Source organism: Micromonospora sp. WMMD708, from assembly GCF_049315245.1.
Taxonomy (GTDB): Bacteria; Actinomycetota; Actinomycetes; order Mycobacteriales; family Micromonosporaceae; genus Micromonospora; species Micromonospora wenchangensis.
Genome location: NZ_CP186060.1, coordinates 4,527,847 through 4,539,442 on the forward strand (window position 1 = coordinate 4,527,847; position 11,596 = coordinate 4,539,442).

Annotated in this window: 11 protein-coding genes; 6 read left to right on the top strand and 5 right to left on the bottom strand. The window is 72.7% G+C overall.

Going from position 1 to position 11,596, the window contains the following annotated elements:
• Positions 1 to 18: 18 nt before the first annotated feature.
• Together ACN260_RS20035 and ACN260_RS20040 are read right to left on the bottom strand one after the other, a co-directional pair.
• A complete protein-coding gene (locus tag ACN260_RS20035; protein WP_088642118.1) occupies positions 19 to 255 on the bottom strand; it encodes a ferredoxin in 237 nt (78 codons plus the stop codon).
• On the bottom strand, positions 252 to 1,439 hold the full coding sequence (locus ACN260_RS20040) for a cytochrome P450 (RefSeq protein ID WP_204928163.1): 1,188 nt from the start codon (positions 1,437 to 1,439) through the stop codon (positions 252 to 254). The genes ACN260_RS20035 and ACN260_RS20040 overlap by 4 nt, the downstream gene beginning before the upstream one ends.
• Before the next feature lie 357 nt (positions 1,440 to 1,796).
• Between ACN260_RS20040 and ACN260_RS20045 the strand changes: the two genes are divergently transcribed.
• From ACN260_RS20045 to ACN260_RS20060, 4 genes are all read left to right on the top strand, one after another.
• Positions 1,797 to 3,143 carry a KamA family radical SAM protein gene (locus ACN260_RS20045; RefSeq protein ID WP_422752544.1) on the top strand — a complete coding sequence of 449 codons (1,347 nt, stop codon included), beginning with the start codon at positions 1,797 to 1,799 and terminating at the stop codon, positions 3,141 to 3,143.
• 28 nt (positions 3,144 to 3,171) lie between these two features.
• Positions 3,172 to 4,428: a pyridoxal phosphate-dependent aminotransferase gene (locus ACN260_RS20050; RefSeq protein WP_422752545.1), complete on the top strand. Its 1,257-nt coding sequence runs from the start codon at positions 3,172 to 3,174 to the stop codon at positions 4,426 to 4,428.
• 64 nt (positions 4,429 to 4,492) lie between these two features.
• Positions 4,493 to 5,422 (top strand): ACP S-malonyltransferase, encoded by a 930-nt coding sequence (locus tag ACN260_RS20055; RefSeq protein ID WP_422752546.1) that lies wholly within the window; start codon positions 4,493 to 4,495, stop codon positions 5,420 to 5,422.
• 25 nt (positions 5,423 to 5,447) lie between these two features.
• The gene (locus ACN260_RS20060) at positions 5,448 to 6,992 is read left to right on the top strand and encodes an AMP-binding protein (RefSeq protein ID WP_422752547.1); all 1,545 of its coding nucleotides are present in this window, start codon (positions 5,448 to 5,450) and stop codon (positions 6,990 to 6,992) included.
• 129 nt (positions 6,993 to 7,121) lie between these two features.
• Here ACN260_RS20060 and ACN260_RS20065 read toward each other — a convergent pair whose 3' ends face one another.
• Complete coding sequence (locus tag ACN260_RS20065) at positions 7,122 to 8,717, bottom strand: D-alanine--poly(phosphoribitol) ligase (RefSeq protein ID WP_422752548.1); 1,596 nt, start codon at positions 8,715 to 8,717, stop codon at positions 7,122 to 7,124.
• 159 nt (positions 8,718 to 8,876) lie between these two features.
• Between ACN260_RS20065 and ACN260_RS20070 the strand changes: the two genes are divergently transcribed.
• On the top strand, positions 8,877 to 9,131 hold the full coding sequence (locus tag ACN260_RS20070; RefSeq protein ID WP_422752549.1) for a phosphopantetheine-binding protein: 255 nt from the start codon (positions 8,877 to 8,879) through the stop codon (positions 9,129 to 9,131).
• Between the two features lie 69 nt (positions 9,132 to 9,200).
• Here the strand turns inward: ACN260_RS20070 and ACN260_RS20075 are convergent, their stop codons facing one another.
• On the bottom strand, positions 9,201 to 10,067 hold the full coding sequence (locus ACN260_RS20075) for an aldo/keto reductase family oxidoreductase (protein ID WP_422752550.1): 867 nt from the start codon (positions 10,065 to 10,067) through the stop codon (positions 9,201 to 9,203).
• A gap of 123 nt (positions 10,068 to 10,190) precedes the next feature.
• Here ACN260_RS20075 and ACN260_RS20080 point away from each other — a divergent pair, with 123 nt between their 5' ends.
• Positions 10,191 to 10,655 carry a winged helix-turn-helix transcriptional regulator gene (locus tag ACN260_RS20080; RefSeq protein WP_281899278.1) on the top strand — a complete coding sequence of 155 codons (465 nt, stop codon included), beginning with the start codon at positions 10,191 to 10,193 and terminating at the stop codon, positions 10,653 to 10,655.
• Positions 10,656 to 10,680: 25 nt separating this feature from the next.
• On the opposite strand, the gene ACN260_RS20085 is transcribed toward ACN260_RS20080, so the two are convergent.
• On the bottom strand, positions 10,681 to 11,586 hold the full coding sequence (locus ACN260_RS20085; protein WP_422756769.1) for a proline iminopeptidase-family hydrolase: 906 nt from the start codon (positions 11,584 to 11,586) through the stop codon (positions 10,681 to 10,683).
• Between the last annotated feature and the right edge of the window lie 10 nt (positions 11,587 to 11,596).

The window sequence follows — 11,596 nt, forward strand, 5'->3', positions numbered from 1 at the left end:
TCACCGGTCGGGGCGGTGTTACTCCTCGGGCGCGAGCAGCGCGCCGGAGGCGGCGTCGCGGACCGTGATCGCGGACATCGGGCACATGTCGGCGGCGTCGATGACCGCCTCGTCGGGTGCCGTCTCCGGGGCCAGGGCGGACGCCTTGCCGGCCCGGATCTCGATCTGGCGGGGCGCCGCTCCGGCGCAGACCCCGGTACCGATGCAGGCGTCCCGGTCGACGGTCACCGTCCACCGGGTGTCCACAGCGGTCACCAGGCCACCAGCAGCTTGTTCGGGCCCCGGACCAGCAGGCCGGACTTCCACGACACGCCCGCGTCGCCGTCGGCCAGGCTCAGCTCGGGGAACCGGTCCAGGATGGTGTGCAGGGCGACCTGCAGCTCCATCCGGGCCAGCTGCGCGCCGAGGCAGTGGTGCGGGCCGTGGCCGAACGCGACGTGCGGGTTCTGCTCGCGGGTGAAGTCGAAGGTCTCCGGGTTGTCGAAGATCTCCGGGTCCCGGTTGGCCCCGGGCAGCGAGACCAGCACCGGCTCACCGGCGCGCACGGTGATCCCGCTCAGCTCCACGTCCTCCACCGCGTACCGGGGGAACATGGCGGCCGGGTTCAGCGGGATCATCCGCAGCAGTTCCTCCACGGCCGCCGGCACCAGGCTCCGGTCGGCGCGCAGCTGCGCCATCAGCTCCGGGTGGGTGAGCAGCGCGTAGACGAAGTTGGGGATGTGCGTGGAGACCGTCTCGACGCCGGTGAGCAGCAGCCCGACCCCGGCGATGGACAGCAGTTCCTGCTCGGTCAGCCGGTCACCCTCGTCGCGGGCCTTGACCAGCGCGCCGAGCAGGTCGTCGGTGGGCTGCTCGCGGCGCTGGGCGACCAGCTTGCCCATGTAGCCGAAGAGCTGCTCGGCGTAGACCATCAGCTGCTCGCTGGTGCTGGTCAGCCCCTCGGTCCAGATCCGGAACTGGGCCCGGTCCTCGAACGGCACCCCGAGCAGCTCGCAGATGACGGTGATCGGGTACGGCAGGGCGAACAGCTCGACCAGGTCACCCGGGGAGCCCTTGGCGATCATCTCGTCGACGTACTCGTTGGCGATCCGCTGGGCGCCCTCGCGCATCTCGTTGACCCGGCGGGCGGTCAGCGCCTTGCCGGCGAGCTTGCGCAGCCGGGTGTGGTCCGGCGGGTCGAGCCCGATGATGCCCTCGTAGGTCATCTCCTCGCGGGTGCGGGGCTGGTCCTTGCCCTGCGCCGCGGCCCGGCTGAACCGCGGGTCGGTCAGCACGGTCTTGACGTCCTCGTACCGGGTGGCCAGCCAGGACACCTCGCCGTACGGCAGTTGCACCCGGGCCAGCGGCTCGGTGCTGCGCAGCAGCCCGTAGACGGGGTCGATGTCGATCCCGGGCGCCTCGCTGAACGGATATTTACGGATCTCCTGATCGATCGTCACGGAGCACTCCCTCGGGTCGCACCGGGCGCACGTGATCCGGCGCTGGTGTCGATGTCTGCACGACCGCTCGGTGCGGTACGGCGTATCCGGGCGACACGCCGGGCGCCGGCCGGACCAGGCGAGGGATACGTAATCAGGAAAGGAAATCCACCTACACCCCCGCGACGCCCCTAGCCTCCCCCTACCGCCTGCGCTAAGGGGCGGCTCTGGGGTTCCGCTAGGGGTCCGGGCGGACGGGCCGCCACTAGCGTGTGGGCGAGGCAACGCGCTGTTGACCGTCGAGCGATTCTCGCGGGCGCGCACCGGTGATTGAGTCACGCCACGTCGGTGGGCGCAACCCCCCATGGAGGATGGTTGATGTCCCTGCTCGTTTCCACGACCGCCGATCCGGGGCGGTTCCACTCCTTCGGGCCGCACCACATCGATGAGCTGGGCGGCCGGTACGGATTGTCGGCCGACAATCTGCACGCGATCCGCACCATTTCCCAGGTGCTGCCCTTCCGGGTCAACGAGTACGTCCTGTCGCACCTGATCGACTGGGACCGCATCCCGGACGACCCGATCTTCCGGCTGGTCTTCCCGCAGCGCGGGATGCTCGCCGCCGACGACGAGCGGATCGTCGGCGACCTGCTGCGCGCCGGTGACCGCAAGGGGCTGCGCGGTGAGGTGGCCCGGATCAGGGCGGGGCTCAACCCGCACCCGTCCGGGCAGCAGCAGCACAACGTGCCCAGCCTGGACGGTCAGGAACTGCCGGGCATGCAGCACAAGTACCGGGAGACGGTGCTGTACTTCCCGCAGCAGGGGCAGACCTGCCACGCGTACTGCACCTACTGCTTCCGGTGGGCGCAGTTCGTCGGCGACGCCGACCTGCGGTTCGCCGCGCCCGGCCCGGAGCAGTTGGTGGCCTACCTGCACCGGCACCCGGCGGTGACCGACGTGCTGGTCACCGGCGGCGACCCGATGATCATGTCGACGGAGCGGCTGCGCAGCCACGTGGAGCCGCTGCTGACGGTGGACACGGTGCGCACCGTCCGGTTCGGCACCAAGGCGGTCGCCTACTGGCCCTACCGGTTCGTCTCCGACACCGACGCCGACGACCTGCTGCGGCTGTTCGAGCAGGTGGTCGCGTCGGGGCGCAGCGTCGCGGTGATGGCGCACTTCAGCCACCCCCGGGAGCTGGCCACCGAGGTCGCCACCCGGGCCATCGCCCGGATCCGGTCGACCGGGGCGGTGGTCTACTGCCAGGCGCCGCTGATCCGCTACGTCAACGACGACGCCCGCGCCTGGAGCGAGATGTGGCGGGCGGAGCTGGCCGTCGGCGCGGTGCCCTACTACATGTTCGTCGAGCGGGACACCGGCCCCCGGGACTACTTCCAGGTGCCGCTGACCCGGGCCGCGGACATCTTCCGCACCGCGTACCAGGATCTGCCCGGCCTGGCCCGGACGGTGCGCGGACCGGTCATGTCGGCCACCCCCGGCAAGGTCCTGGTCGACGGTGTCGAGCGGACCCCGGACGGCGACTTCTTCCAGCTCCGGCTGATCCAGGCCCGTGACCGGCGGCTGGTCGGCCGGCCGTTCCGGGCCCGCTGGTCGGCCGACGCGGCCTGGCTCAGCGACCTGGAACTCGACCCGAGCGCCCCGGCGGACATCCTCGCCGCGGTCAGCCCCAGCGCGGCCCGCCCCGGCGCGGCCGTCACCGCCTGAACACCCACCGACCCGAAGGGAGCTGGCGATGGCCGGCCGGAAGATCTCGCCCAACCTCGCGCTCGACCAGATGGTCGCGCAGCGCATCGCCGCGGGCGAGTCCATCGTGCACCTGGGCTTCGGCGAGTCCCGCCTGCCGGTGTTCCCGCCGCTGCTGCGGGCGCTGACCGAGGGCGGCGACCGCAACGCCTACGGGCCGGTGGTCGGCGACCCCGCCACCCGGGACGCGGTGGCCGGGTACTTCTCCCGCCGCCGGCTGCCCACCGAGGCCGACCAGGTGGTCATCGCACCGGGCAGCAAGCCCCTGCTGATGGCCCTGCAACTGGTGGTCGGCGGGGACACCCTGCTCGCCGCGCCGAGCTGGGTCACCTACGCCCCGCAGGCCCGGCTCGCCGGCCGGACCGCGCTGGGGGTGCCGGTCCCCGAGTCGTGCGGCGGGGTGCCCGACCCGGCGGCGCTGCGGGAGACGGTCCGCGCCGCCCGGGTGCTCGGCCACGACCCGCGCATCCTGGTGCTCACCTCGCCGGACAACCCGACCGGCACGCACGCCCCGGACGACCTGGTCCGCGAGCTGTGCGCGATCGCCGAGGAGGAGGACCTGCTGATCGTCTCGGACGAGATCTACCGGGACATCCTGCACACCCCGGGCACCGACCTGCTCTCCCCCGCCGAGGTCGCACCCCGGCGGACCGTGGTGCTCACCGGGCTCAGCAAGAACCTGGCGCTCGGCGGCTGGCGGATCGGCGCGGCCCGGTTCCCGGCCGGCGGCTGGGGTGAGCGCATCCGCGCCGACGTCGCCTCGGTGGCCAGCGAGATCTGGTCCACCCTGGCCGGGCCGATGCAGTCGGTCGCCCGGTACGCCTTCTCCGAGCCGCCGGAGATCCGCGAGCGGCTCACCGAGGACGCCGCGCTGCACGGCGCGGTGGCCGGCGCGGTGCACCGGATCATGGTGGACGCGGGCGCCACCTGCCGGCCGCCGACCGGCGCGTTCTACGTCTACCCGGACTTCGAGCCGCTGCGCGGGCCGCTGGCCGAGCAGGGCATCACCGACGGCGCGGCGTTGCAGCGCTACCTGCTGGAGGAGCTGGGCGTGGCGGTGCTCTCCGGCCACCACTTCGGCGACCGGCCCGAGGCGCTGTGCTTCCGCGCCGCCACCAGCATGCTCTACGGCGAAACCCGGGATCAGCAGCGGCAGACCCAGACCGCCGCCGACCCGCTGACGGTGCCGCACGTCGCCGATGCGTTGGTCCGCATCGAGCAGGCCCTGGCCAAGCTCCCCCGGTGACCCGCCCCGACTCCCCCGCCGACCGCGCCGGTGCCGGTCTGCCCCGACGACAAGGACGCCCCAGATGACCAGCGCGATCGTCTTTCCCGGGATGGGTCCGTGCGACTTCGCCGACGTCGCGAAGTTCATGCTCATCGACCGGGACGCCCGTGAGCTGCTCGCCACCGCCAGCGACGCCCTCGACTACGACCTGTTCGCCCGCTACCGCGACAGCGACAGCGACTACTCCGAGTACGCCCAGGTGGCCTTCCTGGTCAACTGCGTGGCGCTGGCCCGGTGGGCGGAACGGACCATGGACCTGCGGCCGGACCTGATCGCCGGGCCCAGCTTCGGTGGCAAGGCCGCCGCCGTGTTCAGCGGCGCGCTGGACTTCGCCGAGGCGGTACGGATGACGGCACGGCTGTCCCGGATCGAGACGGAGTACTTCACCGCCGAGCAGCGGGGCGTGGTGACGATGTCGTTCGTCCGGACCCCGGCCGAGCGGCTGCGGGAGATCCTGGCCGAGCTGGACGAGGCCGGCGAGTGGTACGAGATCTCCTGCTACGTGGACACCGACTTCTGGATGGTGACCCTGCACGAGGGGCGTACCGACTGGCTGGCGCAGCGGCTGCGGGCCGGCGGCGGGCTGCCGCTGTACGTGATGGACCCGCCGCTGCACGCCGCCGCGTTCGGGCCGCTGCGCGACCGCGTGGAGGCGGAGCTGTTCGGGTCGCTGCGCTTCACCGACCCGCAGATCCCGGTCGTCGCCGACCAGGACGGCACGGTACGCACCACCGCCGACGGTGTCCGGGCGATGCTGCTCGACGGGATCGTCACCCCGGTGCGCTGGCCGGAGGTGGTCGCCACGTTCCAGCGGTCCGGGGTGCAGACGGTGCACGTCTGCGGGCCGGACCGGTTGTGGGGCCGGGTCGGCGCCACCGTCCGCAACTTCCGGACCACCATCGTGGACCCGCGACGGGCGATGCGGCCGATCCGTCGCGCCGTGGCCGCCTGAGCGCCGGTAGAGCACGGAGGACGAGATGACCCAGCACACCGACTACGCCCTGCACGGCCGGTTCCTCCAGGGGCTGGCTGCGGCACCCCGGGCCACCGCCCTGCACCTGCCGTCCGGGCCGGTCAGCTACGAGGAGCTGCACGCCACCGCGCTGCGCTGGGCGGGGGCGTTGGCCGCCGGGCCGGACGGCCCGCCCCGGGTGGTCGGCATCCTGGCCGGCAAGACCCTGGAGTCGTACGCGGGACTGCTGGCCACCCTGTACGTCGGCGCGACCGCCGTACCGCTGCACCCGGAGTTTCCGGCGGCCCGGACGGCGGGGATGCTCACCGCGTGCGGGGTCTCCACCCTGCTGCTCGACGAGGCCGGGCTGGCGGTCCGGGCGGAGCTGGGCGACGCGGTGGCCGGGGTGCCGGTGTTCGCGCCGGTGGTGGACCCGCGCGGCAGCGGCACCGGGCTGCGGCTGCCGGTGGTCGGGGCGACGCCGCTGGCCGCGCCCCGCCCCGCCGGCCCGGACGACCTGGCGTACGTGCTGTTCACCTCCGGGTCGACGGGGCGGCCCAAGGGGGTGCCGATCACCCACGGGAACCTGCGGCACTACTTCTCGGTGTTGGACGACCGGTACGACTTCGGCCCGGACGACCGGTTCTCCCAGTCGTTCGACCTGAACTTCGACTGCGCGATGTTCGACCTGTTCTGCGCCTGGGGTGCGGGGGCGAGCGTGCACCCGGTGCCGCCGGCGGCGTACCGGGACGTGCCGGGGTTCGTGGCCGAGCGGGGCCTGACCGTGTGGTTCTCCACCCCGAGTGCGATCACCCTGGTCCGGCGGACCGGCCGGCTGGCTGCGGCGGCGATGCCGTCGCTGCGGTGGAGTTTCTTCGCCGGGGAGGCGCTGCACGCGGCCGACGCGGTGGACTGGCAGGCTTCGGCCCCCGCATCGACGCTGGAGAACATCTACGGCCCGACCGAGCTGACCGTGACGATCACCGGGCACCGCTGGTCGCCGCAGACCTCGCCGGGGTTGTGCGTCAACGGTCTGGTCCCGATCGGGACGCTGCACGACGGGCACGACGGGGTGCTGCTCGACGCCGACGGCGCGGCCAGCGAGGTGGAGGGGGAACTCTGCATCACCGGCCCGCAGCTGACCCCCGGCTATCTCGACCCGGCCGACGACGAGGGCCGGTTCCTGCTGCGCGACGGTCGGCGCTGGTACCGCACCGGGGACCGGGTCCGGCGGCTGGACAACAAGGAGCTGATCTATCTGGGTCGGCTCGACTCGCAGGTGCAGGTGCACGGCTGGCGGGTGGAGCTGGCCGAGATCGAGCACGCCCTGCGGGGCTGCCCCGGCATCGAGGACGCGGTGACCGTGGCCCGCTCCGGCGCGGGCGGCACCGAACTGGTGGTCTTCTACACCGGTGCGCCGACGGCCCCGGCGGAACTGTCCCGGCAGTTGCGGCAGATCCTGCCCAAGGGGATGCTGCCGCGGTCGTACCGGCACGTGCCGGAGTTCCCGTTGAACTCCAACCGCAAGGTCGACCGCGCCCGGCTGGCCCGCGAGGCCGCCGGGAACTGACCCTGTCGATCCCCGGCCCGGAGCGCTCCGGGCCGGGGATCGTGCCGTCCACCCCCGGGTGCCGGCAGGAGAAAACCCCTGGCCGGTCCCCCTCCTGAAGGGACCGGCCAGGGGCCGTCAGGGGCCGGGTCAGCGCTGCGCGGGCTGTCCGGCGCGCTCGGCGAGGGCCCGCCGGTCGATCTTGCCGTTGGCGTTGACCGGCAGCTCGTCGATCACCCGGACCTGCTGGGGCACCATGTAGTCGGGCAGCGCCTCCAGGCAGAACGCGCCCAGCTCCATCTCCTCCACGCCGGTGACGCCCTCGTCGAGCACCACGAACGCGGCCAGCACCGGGTCCCTGCCCTCCTGGGGCAGCATCAGCGCGGCGGCCCCGGCGATGCCCGGGAACTCTCGGACCCGGCGCTCCACCTCGCCCAGCTCGACCCGGTTGCCACGTACCTTGACCAGCAGGTCGGCCCGGCCGGTGAAGTACAGCTCCCCGCCCTCGCCCCGGTAGGCCAGGTCGCCGGTGCGGAAGACGAGCTGCCCGGTGGCCGGGTTGAGCGGGTCGGGGACCAGCGCGGCGGCGGTGGCCTCCGGGTCGTTCCAGTAGCCGTTGAACAGGGCGGCGCTGCGCAGGTGGATCTGTCCGACGACGCCCGGGGAGTCGACCGGCCGGCCGTCCTCGTCGATCAGCAGCATCTCCGCGCCCGGGTGGGCGTGGCCGATGGAGATCCGGTCGACGTCGTCGGGCAGCGGGTTGGGCACGTCGGTGAAGGACGCGGCGATGGACTCGCTGCTGCCGAAGCAGTTGACCACCCGGGCGTGCGGCAGGGCGCGTTGCAGCTCGCGCATCTCGGGCAGGGGGAAGTTCTCGCCGGAGTAGAGCACCCCGCGGATCTGCCCGCCGAGCGCGGCCAGTCCGGCGAACTCGTGCCGCAGCACCCCCCGCCAGATCGACGGCACGCCGTTGACCTGGGTGGCGCCGCTGTCGGCGAGGAACTGCACGAAGCGGCGCGGCCAGCGCAGCAGCGACCGGGGCACCGGCACCACGGCCGCGCCGCTGCCCAGCGCCAGGCCGATGTCGAGCAGCGAGAAGTCGAACTGCAACGGCGAGGTGGTGGCGACCCGGTCCTCGGCGGAGACGATGCCGTGCCGCAGCATCCCCCGGAAGAAGGCGAGCACGCCCCGGTGGCTCATCACCACGCCCTTGGGCCGGCCGGTGGTGCCCGACGTGAAGATCATGTAGGCCGGGTCGGTGGGTACCAGTTCCCGGCGGTGCCGGGTGCGCGGCGCGGGCGCCCGCTCGACCTGGATGCCGTCCGGGCCGAACCGGGCGGTGCCCAGCGGCGCGGGCACACCCTCGCGGCGGCCGTCGACGGGTTGCAGGTGCAGCGCGGCGGCGGTGCTCTCGGCGATCAGCGCGAGCCGCTGGGCCGGGGTCTCCGGGCTGACCGGGATGAAGGTCAGGCCCAGCGACGAGCAGGCCAGGAAGACCGCGATGGCGGTCGGGGAGGTGTCCGACTCCAGGATCACCCGGTCGCCGATGTCGAGGCCGAGTTCGTCGAGGGCGGCGGCGTAGCCGTCGACCCGCTGGGCGAGCTGACGGTACGAGATGGAGCCGACCTCGCCGCCGACGACCTGGATGACGGCCGGCTTGTCGGGCGTCAGCCGGGCGCCCGCCAACAGGAACTCGTGCAGCGTCTCCACGGAGGCGTGCGTGCGCGCGAAGTTCTCTCGACTCATGGCCGGAGCGTATCGGCGGCCCCGCCGGCCCCCACCCGCATCGACCCCCCTAACGACCCCTTACCCGGGCCGGGCGGCGGCCGGGGAATTTGTCGGGTCGTCAGTGCCCGTGGGGCGTTGTTAGCGTCTTCTCACCCTGCACCGGAAGGAATCGCGGACATGTGGGATCAACGGTTCGAGGCCATCCTGCGCCAGCACCTGCCCTTCCTCGACCCCGAGGAGACGCTGCTGGCCGGCACCAGCCTGCGCGACTCCGGCCTGGACTCCCTCGCCATGGTCGAACTGCTGGCCACCCTGGAGAGCGAGTACGACGTGCGCTTCGTCGACGAGGCGATGTCGATGGAGACGTTCGCCACCCCGCAGACGTTGTGGAGCGTGCTGACCGACATGCGTGGCGTGCCCGCTGCCGTGTGAGCGGCACCGTTTCGCAGAGGTGCCCGTGACCGGACGTCCGGTCACGGGCACCTCTGCGCATTCCCCCGGTCAGCGTCCGATCGCGTCCAGCGCGGCAAGGTCGTCGGCGGTGAGCGTCAACCCCGCTCCGGCGACGTTCTCCCGCAGGTGCGCCACCGACGAGGTGCCGGGGATGAGCAGGATGTTGGGTGAGCGCTGCAACAGCCAGGCCAGGGCGACGGCCATCGGGGTGGCGTCCCGGCGGGCGGCCACGGCCGACAGCGCGGCGGACTGCAACGGGCTGAACCCGCCCAGCGGGAAGTACGGCACGTAGGCCACCCCCTGCCCGGCGAGCCGGTCGATCAGCGCGTCGTCGTGGCGGTGCGCCAGGTTGTAGAGGTTCTGCACGCACACGATCGGGGCGATCGACTGCGCCTCGGTGACCTGCTCCGGCGTCACGTTGCTCAATCCCAGGTGCCGGATCAGTCCCTTGCGCTGGAGTGCGACGAGCGCCTCGAGCGGCTCGGCGAGGGAGCCGGCCCGGGGCCCGGTGGCGTCACCGAGCCGGAGGTTGACCAGGTCCAGCGCCTCGACGCCGAGGTTCTCCAGGTTCTCCTCGACGGCCCGGCGTAGTTGCTCCGGCTCCCGCGCCGTGGGCCAGCCGCCCTGCGGGTCCCGGGTCGCGCCGACCTTGGTCACCAGGTGCAGTTCCTCGGGGTACGGGTGCAGGGCCTCGCGGATCAGCCGGTTGGTAACGTGCGGCCCGTAGGCGTCGCTGGTGTCGATGTGCGTGATGCCGAGGGCGACGACCTCCCGCAGGACGGCCAGCGCGGCGTCCGGGTCGGCGGGCGGTCCCATCACCCCGGGTCCGGCGAGTTGCATGGCACCGTAGCCGAACCGGGTGACGGTGAGGTCGCCCAGCGTCCAGGTGCCGCCGGGCAGAGTACGGGTGAGCATGCGGGTTACCTCGGCCTTTCTCGGTGAACGGGCTGGTACCGGACCACTATCGGTGAGGTAGGTTTCTGTTGGGAAGTAGGCACCTGGAAGTGCGTAGCGCACCGACCTAGGGGGGGAACGGCGATGACCACGAGGACGGCGGCCGAGCGCCGCGCGGAGACGGCGGTGGCGTACGACGCGTTCGTGGCGCAGTGTCCCAGTCGCGAACTGCTCGCCCGGATCTCCGACAAGTGGGTCGCGCTGGTGCTGGCCGCGCTGCGTACCGACGGCTCGCACCCCTTCGGCGCGGACTGCGCCGGCACCCCCCGGCCGATGCGCTACTCGGAGCTGTCCCGCCTGCTCGCCGGGGTCAGCCAGAAGATGCTCACCCAGACGCTGCGCACCCTGGAACGCGACGGCCTGGTGACCCGTACGGCGACGGCGACCGTGCCGGTCACGGTCACCTACGAGCTGACCGACCTCGGGTTCTCCCTGCACGAGACGATGCGTGCCCTCAAGAGCTGGGCCGAAACGCACCTGGACGACGTGCACGCCCACCGGGCGGCCTACGACGCCCGCCACCCCGCCCCGGCGGCCCGCCCCGCCTGAGCGGGCCGTCCGGGCGGTCGGGGTCTCAGAGCTTGTCGAGGAACTGGGTGAGGATCTCGGTGAACCGCTCCGGGGTCTCCAGGTGGGGCAGGTGGCTGGCCCCCTCGATGATCTCCCAGCGGGCCCCGGGGACGAGATCGTGGAAGGGGCGGACGGCGGCCGGGGTGACCTCGTCGTACTCGCCGCTGATCACCAGGGTCGGGGTGTCGATCTGCGGGAGCCGGTCGAGCAGCGAGAAGTCGCGCAGCGTGCCGGTGACGTGGAACTCGCTCGGCCCGTTCATCGCGTGGTAGACGGTCGGATCGCCGTTGATCTCCATGAAGGTGGCCATCAGCTCCGGCGGCAACGGCTTACGCCGGCACACGTGCCGCTGGTAGAAGACCATCATCGCGGCCGTGTACGCCGGGCTGCCGGTGGTGCCGGCCGCCTCGTGCCGGCGCAGCGTCGCATCCACGCCGGGCGGCAGCGCGGCCCGCAGCACGTCCAGCTCCGGCAGCCACAACGGGTACGACGCGGGCGCGTTGGCGATCACCAGGCCGCGCAGCCCGGCCGGCCGGTCGGCCGCGTGGGCCGCCGCCAGCACCCCGCCCCAGGACTGCCCGAACAGCACGTACTCCTCGGCGATGCCGAGGCGGCGCAGCAGGTTGTCGAGTTCGGCGAGGAACAACTCGACGGTCCAGAAGTCGGCGCCCCGGCCCCGCAGGTGGGTGGAGCCGCCGTTGCCGAGCTGGTCGTAGTGCACCACCGGCCAGCCGGACCGGCTCAACCCGGCCAGGTTGAGCAGGTAGTCGTGGGTGCTGCCGGGCCCCCCGTGCAGCACCACCAGCGGCGGCCTGCCGTCGTGCAGCTCGCCCGTCACCCGGTACCAGGTCCGGTGGTCACCGAACTCGACGGTGCCCTTCGCGGTCGGTGCCAGTGTCATGTCGTCCACTCCCGGTGTC